At 48.8% G+C, this 17,114-nt stretch carries 17 protein-coding genes; 15 read left to right on the top strand and 2 right to left on the bottom strand.

What is annotated here, in order from left to right:
- Positions 1 to 43: 43 nt before the first annotated feature.
- Positions 44 to 1,153: a HAMP domain-containing sensor histidine kinase gene (locus B5G11_RS16955; protein ID WP_087252212.1), complete on the bottom strand. Its 1,110-nt coding sequence runs from the start codon at positions 1,151 to 1,153 to the stop codon at positions 44 to 46.
- Complete coding sequence (gene vanR / locus B5G11_RS03590; RefSeq protein WP_087166852.1) at positions 1,146 to 1,859, bottom strand: VanR-ABDEGLN family response regulator transcription factor; 714 nt, start codon at positions 1,857 to 1,859, stop codon at positions 1,146 to 1,148. Before vanR ends, B5G11_RS16955 begins: the two co-directional genes overlap by 8 nt.
- A 290-nt stretch (positions 1,860 to 2,149) precedes the next feature.
- Here vanR and udp point away from each other — a divergent pair, with 290 nt between their 5' ends.
- The 15 genes from udp (at position 2,150) to guaA (ending at position 16,965) form a co-directional block, all read left to right on the top strand.
- Positions 2,150 to 2,935: a uridine phosphorylase gene (udp, locus tag B5G11_RS03585; protein WP_087166937.1), complete on the top strand. Its 786-nt coding sequence runs from the start codon at positions 2,150 to 2,152 to the stop codon at positions 2,933 to 2,935.
- 14 nt (positions 2,936 to 2,949) lie between these two features.
- Positions 2,950 to 3,375 carry a cytidine deaminase gene (locus tag B5G11_RS03580; protein ID WP_087252211.1) on the top strand — a complete coding sequence of 142 codons (426 nt, stop codon included), beginning with the start codon at positions 2,950 to 2,952 and terminating at the stop codon, positions 3,373 to 3,375.
- A 7-nt stretch (positions 3,376 to 3,382) separates the two neighbouring features.
- Entirely contained in the window at positions 3,383 to 4,573 is a 1,191-nt protein-coding gene (locus tag B5G11_RS03575; RefSeq protein ID WP_087252210.1) for a phosphopentomutase, read from the top strand.
- A gap of 34 nt (positions 4,574 to 4,607) precedes the next feature.
- Positions 4,608 to 5,795: a BMP family ABC transporter substrate-binding protein gene (locus B5G11_RS03570; RefSeq protein ID WP_330680112.1), complete on the top strand. Its 1,188-nt coding sequence runs from the start codon at positions 4,608 to 4,610 to the stop codon at positions 5,793 to 5,795.
- Positions 5,796 to 5,820: 25 nt separating this feature from the next.
- On the top strand, positions 5,821 to 7,347 hold the full coding sequence (locus B5G11_RS03565) for an ABC transporter ATP-binding protein (RefSeq protein WP_087252209.1): 1,527 nt from the start codon (positions 5,821 to 5,823) through the stop codon (positions 7,345 to 7,347).
- Between the two features lie 3 nt (positions 7,348 to 7,350).
- Positions 7,351 to 8,442 carry an ABC transporter permease gene (locus B5G11_RS03560; RefSeq protein WP_087166856.1) on the top strand — a complete coding sequence of 364 codons (1,092 nt, stop codon included), beginning with the start codon at positions 7,351 to 7,353 and terminating at the stop codon, positions 8,440 to 8,442.
- Between the two features lie 17 nt (positions 8,443 to 8,459).
- Positions 8,460 to 9,401, top strand: coding sequence for an ABC transporter permease (locus B5G11_RS03555; protein ID WP_087252208.1), 942 nt, complete (start codon positions 8,460 to 8,462; stop codon positions 9,399 to 9,401).
- Between the two features lie 32 nt (positions 9,402 to 9,433).
- A complete protein-coding gene (locus tag B5G11_RS03550; protein WP_087252207.1) occupies positions 9,434 to 10,702 on the top strand; it encodes an amidohydrolase family protein in 1,269 nt (422 codons plus the stop codon).
- A 54-nt stretch (positions 10,703 to 10,756) separates the two neighbouring features.
- A complete protein-coding gene (locus B5G11_RS03545) occupies positions 10,757 to 11,488 on the top strand; it encodes a Crp/Fnr family transcriptional regulator (RefSeq protein WP_087252206.1) in 732 nt (243 codons plus the stop codon).
- 15 nt (positions 11,489 to 11,503) lie between these two features.
- Positions 11,504 to 12,316: a purine-nucleoside phosphorylase gene (locus tag B5G11_RS03540; protein ID WP_087252205.1), complete on the top strand. Its 813-nt coding sequence runs from the start codon at positions 11,504 to 11,506 to the stop codon at positions 12,314 to 12,316.
- A gap of 36 nt (positions 12,317 to 12,352) precedes the next feature.
- Positions 12,353 to 13,318 (top strand): adenosine deaminase, encoded by a 966-nt coding sequence (gene add / locus B5G11_RS03535; protein WP_087201260.1) that lies wholly within the window; start codon positions 12,353 to 12,355, stop codon positions 13,316 to 13,318.
- Position 13,319: 1 nt separating this feature from the next.
- A complete protein-coding gene (gene deoC / locus B5G11_RS03530; RefSeq protein ID WP_087201259.1) occupies positions 13,320 to 13,991 on the top strand; it encodes a deoxyribose-phosphate aldolase in 672 nt (223 codons plus the stop codon).
- Between the two features lie 14 nt (positions 13,992 to 14,005).
- Entirely contained in the window at positions 14,006 to 14,638 is a 633-nt protein-coding gene (locus B5G11_RS03525; RefSeq protein ID WP_087252204.1) for a hypothetical protein, read from the top strand.
- A gap of 193 nt (positions 14,639 to 14,831) precedes the next feature.
- A complete protein-coding gene (locus B5G11_RS03520; RefSeq protein WP_087166864.1) occupies positions 14,832 to 15,305 on the top strand; it encodes a YbaK/EbsC family protein in 474 nt (157 codons plus the stop codon).
- A 112-nt stretch (positions 15,306 to 15,417) separates the two neighbouring features.
- Positions 15,418 to 16,965 carry a glutamine-hydrolyzing GMP synthase gene (gene guaA, locus B5G11_RS03515; protein ID WP_087252203.1) on the top strand — a complete coding sequence of 516 codons (1,548 nt, stop codon included), beginning with the start codon at positions 15,418 to 15,420 and terminating at the stop codon, positions 16,963 to 16,965.
- The last annotated feature ends 149 nt before the right edge of the window (positions 16,966 to 17,114 follow it).

Genomic DNA, 17,114 nt, shown 5'->3' with positions numbered 1-17,114 from the left:
CTCGGATTCATAGACGGAAATCTGTATTTTATCCCACGAAATTCTAACGATTTCCTGACGAATATGGAAGGTCGACCCGGAAGATCACACGGTTGTCGTGACTTTCGGCAAAAATCTGGCCGCCGTGCAGTTCTACAATCTCTTTTGCGATGGCAAGACCGAGGCCTGCTCCGCCGCTTCCGGAGCCTCTGGAAGAGTCCAGACGGAAGAACTGTTCAAAGATCCGCTCCAGTTTTTCCGGCGGAATGGTGCGGCCCTCGTTTTCTACGGTGAAAGTCAGAACGCCCATGTCGACGGAAAGCCGGACATCAATGACCGTGTCCGAAAAACTGTAGTTGACCGCATTTCGCAGCAGATTGTCAAAGACACGCTGCAGTTTGTCAGGATCACAGAGGAACTCCAGATTCTGTGGAGCGTGGAAAGAATATTCCAGGTTCTTTTCCGCAAACATTGGGGCAAATTCGTAGAGAGTCTGCTCCAGCATCCTTGTCAGATTGATCCGGCTAAGATCCAGCGTCAAATGGGTCAGATTAAACCGGGTAATGTCGAAGAACTCATTGATCAGGTCCTCCAGCCGCTCTGCCTTTTCAAGAGCAACGCCCAGATATTTCTCCTGAAGTGCAGGGGAAATTTCCCTTTCATCATGAAGAAGCGTCAGATATCCGATCACGGAGGTGAGCGGCGTCTTCAGGTCATGAGCCAGATAGACGACCAGGTCGTTTTTTCGCTGTTCAGCCTCGTTGGCGGCCTTCCTGCTTTCGATGATATCAAGCCGTACCTCATTCATATGAAGGGAGGCTTCCCGCAGGTCATCGGACATAACGACAGGTTCCTCCTGATTTTTCCAGAGGCTGTCGGAGGCTGTCAGAAGCTCATCCAGATAGGCACAGGATTTAGAGAGATAACGGTATCCGAAAATAAGAGCGCCGATGAGTAGATATAAAATCATAAAGAGTTCATGGAAACGCTCCAATGTGGATATCACGATATAAAAAGTCTCATACCCGTACCATATTCTCGTGTGATAATACCAGTATATAAGAAGGAACAGAAACCCGCCGATTCCTGCATAGAGCAGGCAGGAAAAAATAAAGCGGTATAAAAGTCTGCGGCGGAGCTGTTCGGAAAGTTGATTCGTTGTCTGTTTATTCAATTTGATACCCCACTCCCCATACAGTTTTAATGTATTTCGGCTTCCGGCCGGAGTCTTTCATCTTCTCACGGAGCCGGCCGATGTGAGCCATGACCGTATTGTTATTATCAAGAAATTTTTCTCCCCAGACCTGCTCGAAGAGTTCCTCAGAGGAAACGACACGACCTTTGTTTTCGCACAGATACCATAGGATGGAAAATTCGATCGGTGTCAGAGACAGCGGGCTGCCGTTTAAGGAACATTTGTGAGAATCCTTATCAATGCTTAATCCCCGGATGTCGATACAGGAATCGGCGGCTGCATCCAAGGAAGAATCCGCCGGCGCGGCTTTTGGATTGTAGCGCTCAAAGCGGCGGAGCTGGGTCTTGACCCTTGCCACCAGTTCCAGAGGATTGAACGGTTTTGTAATATAATCATCGGCTCCAATGGTGAGACCGAGAATCTTGTCAGTATCCTCTGTTCTTGCGGTCAGCATGATGACAGGATAAAAATGCTCCTTCCGGATCTCCTGACAGAGTTTGTAGCCGTCAATGTCGGGAAGCATGACATCCAGAATCGCAAGAGACAGTTCTTCTTTCCGGATACAGTCAAGCGCATCTTTTCCATTGTAACATTTCAGGACTTCCATCCCCTCATTGGAAAGATAGACTTCCACCAGATCGGCAATGGCCTGTTCGTCGTCCACAATCAGTATTTTCCTCTTCATAACATTCCATCTCCTGTTTTTTATACTGATAAAATCCTTACACAGAAATAGAAAACTGTCAAGAAGAGAGAAAAAAAGAGGTGAGGAATATAGAAAAAGTAGACAAAAACCATGGTACGAAATTGTGAAAAGTTACGTAAATGAACAAAAAGGGACTCGAGTCCTTTTTTATATGTTAAATTCCGGTTAAGATGCAAGTAAAGACGAACGAAATGAGGACAAGCCGGTATTTTTTTTGTGTAAAAATGAGAACGGATGTCCATATTACAGGTAAGGGAAAGCGAGGTATGATTATGAATTATTCAGAAAACCCGAATAAACAATATCACATTCAGGTAGGAAAAGGAGATGTCGGACGTTATGTGATTCTTCCGGGGGATCCAAAACGGTGTGCAAAGATCGCAAAATATTTTGATGCTCCGGTTTTGATGGCAGACAACAGAGAATATGTGACTTATACCGGATATCTGGACGGTGTGAAGGTAAGCGTGACCTCTACAGGAATCGGCGGTCCGTCCGCATCGATCGCCATGGAAGAGCTGGTTATGTCCGGGGCGGATACCTTTATCCGGATCGGAACATGCGGAGGAATGCAGCTGGATGTAAAGAGCGGGGACGTGGTAATCGCAAACGGGGCGATCCGTATGGAAGGGACGACACGGGAATACGCACCGATCGAGTTTCCGGCTGTGGCGGACATCCATCTTACCAACGCACTGATGGAATCAGCAAGGGAAATGGGAGCGCCGTACCATGTCGGCATCGTTCAGTGTAAAGATTCCTTCTATGGACAACACTCTCCGGAGCGGATGCCGGTCAGCTATGAGCTTCTGAATAAATGGGAAGCATGGAAGCGGCTTGGATGCCTGGCTTCCGAGATGGAATCGGCGGCCCTCTTTGTTGTAGCAAGCCACTTAAGAGTGCGGGCAGGATCCTGCTTCCTCGTTGTGGCAAACCAGGAACGGGAAAAGGAAGGACTGGAAAATCCGGTAGTCCATGATACCGATATGGCAGTCCGGGTAGCAGTGGGAGCAATCCGGAAACTGATTGAAGCGGACAAAAAGGCAGGAAAATAAAGGAGGGTACACAGATGAGTGAAACACAGATTAAGGAACTGATTGAAACAGCCATTGCTCAACTTGCCTTCTCCTACACACCGTATTCCCATTTCAAAGTCGGGGCGGCTCTGCTTGCAAAAAACGGACAGATCTACACAGGATGCAATATAGAGAATGCTGCGTACACGCCGACGAACTGTGCCGAGCGGACAGCCGTTTTCAAGGCAGTCAGCGAAGGGATCCGGGAATTTGAAGCAATCTGTATTGTAGGCGGACCGGACGGAGAACTTTTGGATTATACACCACCTTGCGGAGTGTGCAGGCAGGTCATGATGGAATTCTGTCATCCGGACGAATTTCAGATTATCCTGGCAAAGGGAAAAGATGATTATCGGATTTATAAACTGAAAGATCTGATGCCTCAGGGATTTGGACCGGGCAATCTGGAAGAAAGGTAGGAGGAATATGAAACAGGCAAAACGGGTATTTGTAATTGTGATCGATTCTCTGGGAATCGGCGTCATGCCGGACGGGGAAAAGTTTGGAGATGTAGGAGTCAACACGCTCGGACACATTTCCGAATCAGTGGAGACCTTCCGGATTCCGGCGCTGCAAAAGCTTGGAATCGCAAATCTGACACAGCTTCGCCAGGTGCCGGCAGTAGAAAATCCACTTGGATACCAGGCGGCACTCCGGGAAAGAAGTAACGGAAAGGATACGATGACCGGACACTGGGAGATCATGGGAGTGGAGACGAAAAAGCCGTTCAAGACATTTACAGAACACGGATTTCCGAAGGAACTGATCGACGAACTGGAAAAACGGACCGGACACAAAGTGATTGGAAACAAGAGTGCCAGTGGAACGGAGATTATAGAGGAACTTGGAGAAGAAGAAATCGCAACCGGACATATGATTGTGTATACTTCAGCGGACTCGGTGCTTCAGATCTGTGGAAATGAAGAGACCTTTGATTTACAGGAACTGTACCGCTGCTGCGAAATTGCAAGAGAACTGACGATGAAAGAAGAGTGGAGAGTCGGAAGAGTCATTGCAAGACCGTATGTCGGAAAGAAACGGGGCGAGTTTGAACGGACGAGCAACCGTCATGACTATGCGTTGAAGCCTCCGGTAAAGACGGCGCTGAATGTACTTCAGGACAATGGTTTCGATGTGATTTCCGTTGGAAAGATCAAGGACATTTTCGACGGAGAAGGCATCACGGAAGCATACAAATCCAAATCCTCCGTCCACGGAATGGAGCAGACCATCGAGCTTGCAGACAAAGATTTCCGCGGACTCTGCTTTGTCAATCTGGTAGATTTCGACGCAAAATGGGGACACAGAAGAGATCCGGAAGGATATGCGAAAGAGCTGGAGATGTTTGATGAAAAATTAGCGGTTTTACTGGAAAAGCTAAGAGAAGACGATCTTTTAATCATCACGGCGGACCATGGAAATGACCCGACTTACACAGGAACCGACCACACTCGGGAGAAAGTACCGTTCCTTGCGTATTCCAGATCCATGGAAGGAAACGGAATGCTGCCGGAACAGGATACCTTTGCGGTGATCGGCGCGACGATCCTGGACAATTTCGGGCTGTCCATGCCGGAGGAGACAATCGGAACTTCCCTGCTTTCCTGTTTAAAATAAACACCATTCTACAAAAAAAGGAGGAAAAGAAGACATGAAAAGAATGAAAAAGCTTGCCGCGTTGTTTCTGGTAATCTGCATGGCGGTTTCCGTGATCGGATGCGGACCTTCCAAGTCCAGCCAGGGTACCGGGAATTCTGATTACCGTGTGGCCATGATCACGGACAGCGGCGACATAACAGACCAGTCTTTTAACCAGACAACTTACGAAGCATGTCTTGAGTACTGTACGGATAACAACATTGACTTTACCTACAAAAAGCCGGACGGAGATACGGATTATGCCCGGATTGCCATGATTGATGTGGCGGTAGCGGAAGGCTACAACATCATCGTCATGCCGGGATACATTTTTGCTCCGGCGCTGGTAGAAGTTACTTACAAATATCCTGATGTCAAATTTATTGCGCTGGATATGACGGCAGGAGATATCATTGCGGCAGCAGTCGGAAGCAAATACTATGACAATCCGGACGCATATGAAGCAGCCGATTATTACAACACTGAAAACACATACTGCGCGGTGTATCAGGAAGAAATCCCTGGATATATGGCAGGGTACGCGGCTGTGAAGCTTGGTTACCGGAAACTCGGTTTCCTCGGCGGTCAGGCGGTACCGGCAGTTATGAGATACGGATTCGGTTATGTACAGGGAATCAATGATGCGGCAAAAGAACTTGGAATTACCGATCAGATTGAAGTTGAGTATGCGTACGGCGGACAGTTCTATGGTTCCACAGAGGTAACAGCGGCGATGGATACCTGGTACAGCCAGGGAACGGAGATCGTCTTTGCATGCGGCGGCGGTATCTTTACCTCTGCGGCAGAAGCTGCTTCAAAAGTGGGCGGAAAGATGATCGGCGTGGACAGCGACCAGTCCCCGATTATTGATGCGTACGGAGAAGGAATGACGGTAACATCCGCAATGAAAGGGCTGGGAGCAACCGTAAAGGCGATGCTGGATTCCATCATTGTGACAAATACCTGGGAAGAACATGTCGGAAAGATCGAAAATCTTGGACTTGTGTCAGGAACGGATATGGATGTCAATTACGTAGGGCTTCCGGAAGATACGACACAGTGGAACGAAAACTTTACCGTGGACGATTACCATGAACTGGTACGGAAAATCTATGACGGGGAAATTACTATTGATAATTCCACCGAAAAGATGCCGGAAGTATCTGTCAAGGTAAACGAAAGACAAGGATCGATCATGTAAAAGATACCGGAAGGAGGAAGCAAAAATGGGAGAATATGCAGTGGAAATGCTTCACATCACCAAGAGATTTCCTGGGATTGTGGCAAACGATGACATTACGCTTCAGTTGAAAAAAGGCGAGATCCACGCGCTCCTCGGTGAAAACGGAGCGGGGAAATCCACGTTGATGAGCGTGTTATTCGGACTGTATCAGGCGGAAGAAGGAGAAATCCGCAAAGACGGGAAAAAAGTAGAAATCAAAAATCCGAACGACGCCAACGCACTTGGAATCGGAATGGTGCACCAGCACTTCAAACTGGTGGAATGTTTTTCTGTGCTGGATAATATCATTCTCGGCGCAGAGCCGGTACAGGGCGGATTTCTGAAAAAGGATGACGCAAGGAAAAAGGTAATGGAACTGTCAAACCGGTATCATCTGCAGATTGATCCGGACGCCAAAGTGGAGAATATCACGGTCGGAATGCAGCAGAGAACGGAAATTTTAAAAATGCTGTACCGGGACAATGAAATTCTGATTTTTGACGAGCCGACGGCAGTGCTGACCGTGCAGGAAATCGAGGAACTGATGCAGATCATGAAAGGTCTTGCAAAGGAAGGAAAGAGTATCCTCTTCATTTCCCACAAGCTCAACGAGATCATGGAAGTTTCTGACCGCTGTACGGTTTTAAGAAAAGGAAAATACGTCGGAACTGTCGAAACAAAAGACACGACGCCGGAGAAGCTTTCCGCCATGATGGTAGGAAGAAATGTCTCCTTTAAAGTAGAGAAAAAACCGGCCGAGCCTGGCGACGTGGTGCTGGATGTGAAGGACATGACCGTTGCCGGACAGAATAAAAAGGATGCGGTGCAGGATGTCAGCTTCCAGGTACGTAAAGGCGAGATCGTCTGCATTACCGGAATCGACGGAAACGGCCAGACAGAACTTGTTTACGGACTTTCCGGTCTGGAGCCGTTAAAGAGCGGAAGCATCCATATGAACGGAAAAGATATTACAAAAGCATCTGTCAGGGAACGCTCCACTTCCGGAATGAGTCACATTCCGGAAGACCGGCATAAGCACGGACTGGTTCTGGATTATTCTCTGGAGGACAATCTGGTGCTGCAGCGCTACTTTGAACCGCAGTTTACAAGCAAGGCCGGACTGATGAAGCGAAAAGAAATCCGGGAATACTCGGACCGCCTGATCGAAGAGTACGATATCCGTTCCGGACAGGGATCCTCTACTATCGTACGTTCCATGTCGGGGGGAAATCAGCAGAAGTCGATTATCGCAAGAGAGATCGACAAGAATCCGGATCTTCTGATTGCGGTGCAGCCGACACGGGGAGTCGACATCGGAGCAATTGAATCGATTCACAGGCAGCTGATCGAGCAGCGGGATGCCGGAAAGGCAGTCCTTCTGGTCAGCCTGGAACTGGATGAAGTCATGGATGTGCCGGACCGGATTCTCGTCATGTATGAAGGAAGACTTGTCGGGGAATTCAAACCGGATGAAGTGACGGTGGAAGAACTTGGTCTTTATATGACCGGCGCCAAGAAACAGGAGGTGTAGCATATGAATACAAAAAATGAAAAGAAACGGTTCCTGGAGATCGGCGGCGTACAGACGGTCATAGCGTCTCTGATCTGTATTATCCTTGGCCTTCTGGTAGGTTATATTGTGCTGCTGTGCATCAATCCGGCCGGAGCCTGGGATGCGATGACATCCATTTTAAAGAACTTCCTGTATTTCCCGAGACCGGAAGTTGCACTGGAATATTTCGGAAGCACCCTTGCCAAAACGGCGCCGCTTCTGATGTGTACCCTGTCCATCCTTTTTGCCTACAAGGTAGGGCTCTTTAACATTGGAGCTTCCGGACAGTACGCGGTAGGAGCAGGACTTGCCCTTTACCTGGCGCTTGCGTATCAGATGCCTTGGTATGTCTGCATGATCGCAGCCATGATCGGCGGAGGACTGCTCGGAGGAATCGCCGGAATCTTAAAGGCATACTTAAATGTAAACGAAGTTATCGCCGGAATCATGCTCAACTGGATCAGCCTTTACAGCGTCAACATGCTTCTGACGAACGTCAAGGAATCCAGTACGACCTATACGATGGCGCTTAAGACAAACAGCCCGGACGCCCTGATTCCGAGTCTTGGCCTGGACAAGCTGTTTTCTGACAACCGGTATGTGACCATTGCAATCCCGCTTGCAGTCATCATCGCCATCCTCGTATGGGTAGTGATGAGCAAGACAAAACTTGGATACGAATTAAAAGCAACCGGACTGAATAAAAATGCTGCAAAATATGCAGGTATGAAAGAAAAGAGAAACATGATCCTTACCATGGTGATCGCAGGATGTCTCGCAGGTCTTGGAGCTGCATTCCTTTACTTAAGCGGAATCGAGCAGTGGTCCTGTGCACAGACGGCAGTTCCGGCTATGGGATTCAACGGAATCGCGGCAGCCTTCCTCGGAGGCCTGAACCCGATCGGAAGTATTTTCTCAGCATTTTTCATCCAGCACATTACAAGCGGCGGATCCTATGTGGACAAGATGGTATACTGTGCGCAGATCTCCGATCTGATCTCGGCAATCATCATTTACTTCTGCGGTTTTGTATTATTCTTTAAATACTGCATGAACAGAAAAGCAAAGAAATAGGGAAGGAGGAAGAACATATGGCACTCTTATTACAATATACATTGATCTATGCATCAGTACTGATGCTTGTGGCCCTTGGCGGATGCTTTTCTGAACGAAGCGGTGTGATCAACCTGGGGCTGGAAGGTACCATGGTCATCGGTGCCCTTGGCGGTGCCCTGGTGATGAAGTACATGGGAGATCTTCCGGCAGCGCTGATGATTCTGACGGTTGTCCTTGGAAGTGTGATCTTTGGTATGATCTACTCCCTTCTGCTTGCAGTATCGGCCATCAACTTTAAGGCGGACCAGACACTGGTCGGAACAGCCATGAACCTTCTTGGAACAGCGGCGGCCACTGTCATTGTGAAGGCAATCAACATGGGAGAAAATGTAAACAATGTTTCCTCTTCCATTCAGTATATCGATCAGAGGAAAGCATTCTCGGCATTTAAAATCGGAAACTTTGAAGTAAGCTGGTTTATGATCCTGGCTGTCATCCTTCTGATCGTTGCGCACGTGGTTCTTTATAAAACCCGGTTTGGACTGAGACTGCGGGCGTGCGGCGAGCATCCGCAGGCAGCGGATTCCGTTGGAATCAACGTATACAAAATGCGTTATGCGGGCGTCCTGATTTCCGGATTCTTCGGAGGTCTGGGAGGAATCGTCTACATCACAGCAGGTGTCAGCGAATGGAAATTTGAAAACGGTGTGGCAGGATTCGGATTCCTTGCCCTTGCGGTTATGATCTTCGGACAGTGGGAGCCGAAGCTGATCGGACTGGCAGCGCTTCTGTTCGGTCTGTTCCGTGCACTGTCCAACGTGTACTCCGGATTCGACATTCTGGAAGCGCTCAATATCCCAAGCGCCGTTTACAACATGCTTCCATACATTATTTCCCTTGTGGTACTGGCCCTGTTCTCAAGGAACTCCAGGGCACCAAAAGCGGAAGGTATCCCTTACGATAAGGGACAACGATAACAGACGGAAATTCAGAGCAAGGAGAGAACAACATGGAACGATTTGCGATCAGAGGACAGATCTGCTATAGTGAAAATCAAAAGACAATCCGCACCATCGAGCATGGTTACGTTGTGTGCGAAGACGGAAAAAGCATCGGAGTATTTGAAACGCTTCCGGAAAAATGGAGCGGGATTCCCTGCCACGATTACGGCGACCGGCTGATCATTCCGGGACTGATTGACCTGCATGTCCATGCACCCCAGTACCCTTTCCGGGGACTGGGGATGGATCAGGAACTGATCGACTGGCTGAATACCCATACCTTCCCGGAAGAGGAAAAGTATCAGGATCCGGAATACGCAAAAAAGGCGTATGAAATTTTTCTGGATGATCTGCTTCACAGCGCGACAACGAGAGCCTGCGTCTTTGGCACCTGCCATCCGGACGCTACACTCTGGCTCATGGAACAGATGGAGGTGGCAGGACTTGCGGGCTATGTAGGAAAGGTCAATATGGACCGGAACAGCCCGGAAGGTCTGTGTGAGGAAAGCGCCAAAGCATCCGCGGAAGCGACAGAGAACTGGATTCTGGCCGCAAAGAATCTTTCCAATGTCAGACCAATCCTGACGCCAAGATTTATTCCAACCTGTTCCGATGAATTGATGGAACTGCTCTCCGGGCTTCAGAAACAATACGATCTGCCGATGCAGTCCCATCTCTCGGAAAATTTAAGCGAAATCGACTGGGTCAAAGAACTGCAGCCAAAGGCGTCCTGCTACGGGGATGCCTACCGGATCCACGGTCTGTTTGGCGGAGACTGCCCGACCATCATGGCACACTGCGTGTACAGTGGGGAAGAGGAAATCCGGATGATGAAAGAGCAGGGCGTCTTCATCGCCCACTGTCCGGAATCCAATGCAAACCTCTCCTCCGGAATCGCACCGGCTAGGAAATACATGGAACTGGGGATGCAGATGGGACTTGGCACCGATGTGGCGGCCGGCTCCTCGATCTCTTTGTTCCGGGCGATGGCCATGGCCATCCAGTGTTCGAAGCTTCGATGGAGACTCATCGATCAAAGTCTGGCGCCTCTGACTGTGGAAGAAGTCTTTTACCTGGCGACCAAAGGCGGCGGTGCTTTCTTTGGAAAGGCTGGAAGCCTGGAAGAAGGGTACGAGTTTGACGCGGTTGTGATCGACGACCGCAAGATCCGGCACGCCCGTCCGCTTTCCGTCCGGGAAAGGCTGGAGAGACTGATCTATCTGGACGGGGATGCCAGGGTGGAAGCAAAATATATCAAAGGGAAACAGGTAATCTGACAGAGCACGATCATGTGTGACGATTTACCAAAGGAGAACGGTAGGTGAGAAGGAATGGAAAACAAGTATCTGGCGAAGATTCTGCCGTTTTTAGATGAGATTGAAAAAGACAGAAGAAAACAGTTTGAAGAGTATTTCCGGACAGCACCCATGTGGCTGATGGACACTTTTGTGGTGGAAGAGCTGGAAAAAGGGACGGTTTTCGTGCAGGAGGGAGAGCCTGCAGACATGATTTTCTTTATCGGGAAAGGTCTGATCAAAGCCACTGATTATCGGATTTACGGAATCAACTACGATTTTACTATGTTTGACAAGGTCTATGCATTCGGCGGAATGGAAGTCATCATCAATCTGGACAAGTACCAGACAACCCTCCAGACGGTGACAGAGTGTACCGTACTGAAAATACCGAAAGAAGGGTTCAAGAAATGGCTGGATTCGGATATAGTCGCTCTGCAGCAGGAGAGCCGGCTGATGGGCGAATATCTTCTGGAACAGGCCAGAGACAGCCGGATGCTTCTGTTTTTACAGGGAGCGGACCGGGTAGCCTTCCTTCTGATGAAACGGTACCGCAAATATGCCCAGGGCGGCGTCCTGAGGATGAAGGGCGACCGGCAGGAACTGTCGGATTTCACGGGACTCTGTGTGAAGACAATCAGCCGTTCCATCAAGAAATTCAAGGAAAACGGGATGATTACGACACAGGGAAGCAATATCATGATTAACTATGAACAATACCGCAGAATGGAGGAGATGATCTCCGGAATTCTGGCGGAGGACTTATAAAGGAGTGGATCAAAGATGGAAAAGAAATTACAGACCTGTCTTGCAAGTATTCGCGAAAAGACAGATTTCAAACCGGAAGTGGCATTGATTCTCGGAAGCGGACTGGGAGATTATGCAGACGGAATTCAGATTGAAACGACCGTGGATTACACCGAAATCGAGGGATTCCCGGTATCCACAGTAACAGGACATAAAGGACGCTTCGTCTTTGGATATGTAGGAGATGTGCCGGTTGTCATCATGCAGGGCCGGGTTCACTATTACGAAGGTTACCCGATGTCCGACGTGGTTCTTCCTACCCGCCTGATGGGCCTTCTGGGGGCGAAAAAGCTGCTCCTTACCAATGCGGCCGGCGGAATCAACGAAAACTTCCGCCCGGGCGATTTCATGATGCTGACCGACCACATTGCCACAGGCGTGCCAAGTCCGCTGATTGGACCGAACCTGGACGAACTGGGACCTCGGTTCCCGGATATGAGCGAAGTGTACAGCCACAGAATCCAGGATGTGATCCGAAACGCCGCATCCGAGTGCGAGATTGATTTAAAAGAAGGCGTGTACGTTCAGCTTACCGGACCAAACTATGAGACACCGGCCGAAGTACGGATGTGCAAAATCTGGGGCGGAGACGCTGTCGGCATGAGCACGGCCTGCGAGGCAATGGCCGCACGCCATATGGGCATGGAGATCGGAGGAATCTCCTGCATCACCAACCTGGCAGCCGGTATCAGTAAGGAAAAACTGGATCACAAAGAAGTGCAGGAGACTGCAGACCGCGTTTCCAAAGACTTCAAACGACTGGTAACAAAGATTATCGAAACGATATAAAACGGAGTTCGAGAAACGGAAGAAAGGTGTAACGATATGGATATCAAAACAATTCCAAAACTGGATCTGCACTGTCATCTGGACGGCTCTCTGACAAAAGCCATGATGGAACGGCATCTTGGGAAAACGATCCCGGAAGATGCCCTGACCGTCTCAGAAGACTGCACAAGCCTGACAGAATATCTGGAAAAATTTGATCTTCCGGTACAGTGCCTGCAGGACGAGGCAGGACTGGAAGACGGTGCGTATACCTTTATAGAAGAGATCGCAAAGGAACATGTAGAATATATTGAAGTCCGGTTTGCTCCGATGCTTTCGGTTCACGAAAACTTAAGCTGCGCAAAGGTAATTGAGGCCGTGTGGAAAGGAATGGAGCGGGCGAAGGCCGATTTTCAGGTACAGTACGGGATCATCGTCTGTGCCATGAGAAATCACAGCCCGGAGCAGAACCTGTCCATGCTGAAATGTGCAAGGGAATATCTGGGACACGGTGTCTGTGCCCTGGATCTGGCAGGGGATGAATCCGCATTTCCGACCGCGGAGTTCCGTGACATTTTTGTGGAAGCAAAACGTCTGGGCATGCCGTTTACCATTCATTCCGGGGAAACCGGAAATCTGGAAAATGTCCGGGAAGCCTACCAACTGGGAGCCAGACGGATCGGACACGGCATCGCGCTTCGCAAGGATCCGGAACTGATGAAAGCCTATGCAAAGGCCGGAATCGGTGTAGAGATGTGTCCGACCAGCAACTTTCAGACGAAGGCGGCAGCAGGATGGGAAGACTATCCGCTTCGCCGGTTTGTAGATGCAGGAATCAAGGTCAGCATCAACACAGACAACCGGACAGTCAGCGGTACAACCATGACAAAAGAGCTGACGAGAGTCTATGAGCAGTACGGACAGGATGACGAACTGATTCTCACCCTGCTTCGCAACGCCGCGGAAACGGCATTTGACCCGGAAATCAAAGAGATACTGGAAACGAAATGGAAAGGGATATAAGATGGAAAAGAAAGAAATTTTGAAATATGTAGACCATACCCTGCTGACTCAGGGAGCAACCTGGGAGGAGATCCGCCAGATTCTGGATGACGCCATGAAATATGAGACGGCGTCCGCCTGCATCCCGGCATCTTATGTAAAACAGGCAGCGGATTATGTGGAAGGGAAACTTCCGATCTGCACTGTGATCGGATTCCCTAACGGGTACAGCACAACGGCAGTCAAAGTATTTGAAACAAAAGACGCCATCGAAAACGGAGCCTCCGAGATTGATATGGTTATCAATATCGGTTGGCTAAAAGATAAGAAATATGAGGCGCTGGAAGACGAAATCCGCCAGATCCACGAGGCATGCGGCGGCCGTATTCTGAAAGTGATCATCGAGACGTGCCTGCTGACCGAAGAAGAGAAGATTAAGATGTGCGAGATTGTCACAAAAGCAGGCGCAGAATACATCAAGACATCCACCGGATTTTCCACCGCAGGAGCAACATTTGCGGATGTGGAACTGATGCGAAAGCATGTCGGAGCAGACGTTAAAGTCAAAGCGGCAGGAGGCATTTCCTCTTTCGATGACGCGGAAGAATTCATCCGCCTTGGAGCAGAGCGTCTTGGAACAAGCAGACTGGTGAAAATCATGAAAAACAGTCCGGACGCAGGAGCCGGATACTAAAAGGAGGAGACGGCTTGGATATCCATATGATTGTGGAGCTGGTCGGGTACTTCGGCTCTGCCCTTGTACTGCTGTCATTTCTGATGACTTCGGTGGTGAAGCTTAGGATCATCAACATGGCTGGCGGCGTGATCTGTACGATCTACTCTCTCGTGATCCATGCATACCCGACGGCAATCATGAATACCTGTCTCGTGCTGATCAACTTTTACTATCTGATGCGGATCCGGAAAACGGAGAGAGCTTACGATGTGATCGAAGGGACTCCGGAAGAATCCATGCTGCGTTATTTTGTAAAACGATATGCGGCGGACATTCAGAAATACTTTCCGGATTTTAATGCATCGGCCAAGACAATGGAAGGCTGCAACGCCGCCTACATCGTCTGCCATGACGATGCTCCGACAGGAATTCTGATCGGAAACCGTCGGGCGGACGGAGAGCTGGATGTAATCCTGGACTATTCTACCCCGGCATACCGGGACTGCTCGGTGGGGAAATATCTGTATTCCCGCCTGAAGGAGCAGGGAATCCGGAAACTGAGTTTTACAGAAACTCCGGGGCCTCACGAATCCTATTTGCAGACTATGGGATTTGTAAAAGAAGACGGAACATATGTCAAGGAACTGGATCAGAATGAGAATTAAAAGCAGAGTATAGAAAAGGGAATTAAAATAGAACAATCTACTTAGCAGGAAAGCAAAAGAACAGGTGCGGAAGGATTGGCGAGGAAGCTGGCCTTTCGTACCTGTTTTGGTTCCTGGGAAAGCGGATTTACTTCCGGACAAGGATTGGCTATAATGAAGAGAGGAAAAGAAAAGGAAAAGTAGGTGAGTACCAATGTCTTTTGAACTGGTTAAGCAATATTTTGAAGAGGATGGAATGGGAGAACGGGTCATGGATCTTGCACAGTCCAGTGCTACTGTGGAAGAGGCGGCACAGGCGATCGGTTGTGAACCATGTCAGATCGCAAAGACCATGTCCTTTTTCGTGGATGACGCCCCGATTCTTATTGTCCTGGCTGGCGACACAAAAATCGATAATAAGAAGTACAAAGCCCAGTTCCACCAGAAAGCCAAAATGATTCCCTGGGATCAGGTGGAAGAGGCTGTAGGCCATCAGCCGGGCGGCGTCTGCCCGTTTGTGACCAAACCGGGCATCCCGGTTTATCTGGATGAATCCCTGAAACGCTTCGAGCGGGTGTATCCGGCGGCAGGAAGCGGACACAGCGCCGTGGATCTGACGGTGGAGGAGCTGGAGAAGTATTCGGGGTGTGAAAAATGGATTGATGTGGGGAAAAGGAGCGGGGAGTGAGAGAAAATAGAGTAAACTTCCCATTTCGCCCATTTTCGGAAAATTCACTTGTAAATCAGAGGGTGCTATTCTATAATAGAAGAACCACAAAGGAAAAGAAGGAGGGTAACCCGTGAAAAACGAATTAGTAATTGTGCTTGACTTCGGCGGACAGTACAACCAGCTGGTGGCAAGACGTGTTCGTGAATGTAATGTATATTGCGAGATCTATTCCTACCGTATTGATATTGAAAAGATCAAGGCAATGAATCCAAAGGGAATCATCCTGACCGGCGGCCCGAACAGCTGCTACGAGGCAGATTCTCCGACATATACAAAAGAATTATTTGAACTCGGCATCCCGGTTCTCGGACTCTGCTACGGAGCACAGCTGATGATGCATGTGCTTGGCGGAAAGGTAACAAAAGCAGAAGTCAGAGAGTACGGAAAGACCGAGGTTTTGATTGATAAGAAAGATTCCAAAGTGTTTGAAGGTGTAGAAGATGCTACGACCTGCTGGATGAGTCATTTTGATTATATCGCACAGGTTGCGCCGGGATTTGAGATCACAGCGCACACAGCAGACTGCCCGGTTGCAGCAGCTGAAAATGCAGAGAAAAAGCTGTACGCAATTCAGTTCCATCCGGAAGTACTTCATACAGTTCGTGGAAAAGAGATGCTGTACAATTTCGTACGCGGTGTCTGCGAATGTTCAGGCGATTGGAAGATGGATGCGTTTGTTGAAAATGCAGTTGCAGATATCAGAAATAAAGTGGGAGACGGCAAAGTTCTGCTGGCACTGTCCGGAGGTGTTGACTCTTCCGTAGCAGCAGGACTGCTTTCCAGAGCGATCGGAAAACAGCTGACATGCGTGTTTGTAGACCATGGACTTCTTCGTAAAAACGAAGGAGATGAAGTAGAAGCGGTATTCGGACCGGAAGGAAACTTTGACCTGAACTTCATCCGTGTCAACGCACAGGAAAGATATTACAACAAACTTGCAGGTGTGACAGAACCGGAACAGAAGCGTAAAATTATCGGTGAAGAATTCATCCGTGTATTTGAGGAAGAGGCAAAGAAAATCGGAGCCGTAGATTTCCTCGCACAGGGAACGATTTATCCGGACGTTGTAGAGAGTGGTCTTGGCGGAGAATCCGCAGTGATCAAATCTCACCACAACGTAGGAGGACTTCCGGACTTTGTTGATTTCAAAGAAATTATCGAGCCGCTCCGCGATCTTTTCAAAGACGAAGTTCGTAAAGTAGGACTGGAGCTTGGCATTCCGGAAGATCTGGTATTCCGTCAGCCATTCCCGGGACCGGGACTTGGAATCCGTATCATCGGAGAAGTTACAGCTGAGAAAGTACGGATCGTGCAGGATGCAGACGCAATCTACAGAGAAGAGATTGCAAACGCAGGACTGGCAAGAGAAGTCAATCAGTACTTTGCAGCGCTCACAAATATGCGTTCTGTAGGAGTTATGGGAGATGAAAGAACCTATGACTACGCAGTAGCACTTAGAGCAGTAAAAACGATCGACTTCATGACAGCTGAAGCAGCGGATATCCCGTTTGAGGTACTGCAGAAAGTCATGAGCAGAATCATCAACGAGGTGAAAGGAGTCAATCGAGTATTCTACGATTTGACAAGCAAACCACCAGGAACGATTGAGTTTGAGTAAGTAAAAAAATTTGAGAACCCGCATAAACAGGGCGTTTGAAGCCTATCAAGGTTCTATTTGATAACAAATTGATAACACTGGCTGAAAAGAGTTTATTCATATTTCGCCGGAGGTTATCAGGTAAAATCCAACTGAAACCAATAGAAAAG

The organism is Drancourtella sp. An57, from assembly GCF_002161525.1.
Taxonomy (GTDB): domain Bacteria; phylum Bacillota; class Clostridia; order Lachnospirales; family Lachnospiraceae; genus Sellimonas; species Sellimonas catena.
This window is presented reverse-complemented; position numbering and strand designations above follow the sequence as displayed.

Excerpts from the sequence above, each read along its gene's own strand:
- deoC (WP_087201259.1), top strand. The coding sequence starts at position 13,320 with ATGGAAAAGAAAGAAATTTTGAAATATGTAGACCATACCCTGCTGACT.
- B5G11_RS03550 (WP_087252207.1), top strand. The coding sequence starts at position 9,434 with ATGGAACGATTTGCGATCAGAGGACAGATCTGCTATAGTGAAAATCAA.
- B5G11_RS03575 (WP_087252210.1), top strand. The coding sequence starts at position 3,383 with ATGAAACAGGCAAAACGGGTATTTGTAATTGTGATCGATTCTCTGGGA.
- B5G11_RS03580 (WP_087252211.1), top strand. The coding sequence starts at position 2,950 with ATGAGTGAAACACAGATTAAGGAACTGATTGAAACAGCCATTGCTCAA.
- B5G11_RS03555 (WP_087252208.1), top strand. The coding sequence starts at position 8,460 with ATGGCACTCTTATTACAATATACATTGATCTATGCATCAGTACTGATG.
- B5G11_RS03540 (WP_087252205.1), top strand. The coding sequence starts at position 11,504 with ATGGAAAAGAAATTACAGACCTGTCTTGCAAGTATTCGCGAAAAGACA.
- B5G11_RS03545 (WP_087252206.1), top strand. The coding sequence starts at position 10,757 with ATGGAAAACAAGTATCTGGCGAAGATTCTGCCGTTTTTAGATGAGATT.
- B5G11_RS03520 (WP_087166864.1), top strand. The coding sequence starts at position 14,832 with ATGTCTTTTGAACTGGTTAAGCAATATTTTGAAGAGGATGGAATGGGA.
- vanR (WP_087166852.1), bottom strand. The coding sequence starts at position 1,859 with ATGAAGAGGAAAATACTGATTGTGGACGACGAACAGGCCATTGCCGAT.
- B5G11_RS03565 (WP_087252209.1), top strand. The coding sequence starts at position 5,821 with ATGGGAGAATATGCAGTGGAAATGCTTCACATCACCAAGAGATTTCCT.
- add (WP_087201260.1), top strand. The coding sequence starts at position 12,353 with ATGGATATCAAAACAATTCCAAAACTGGATCTGCACTGTCATCTGGAC.
- B5G11_RS03570 (WP_330680112.1), top strand. The coding sequence starts at position 4,608 with ATGAAAAGAATGAAAAAGCTTGCCGCGTTGTTTCTGGTAATCTGCATG.
- B5G11_RS03560 (WP_087166856.1), top strand. The coding sequence starts at position 7,351 with ATGAATACAAAAAATGAAAAGAAACGGTTCCTGGAGATCGGCGGCGTA.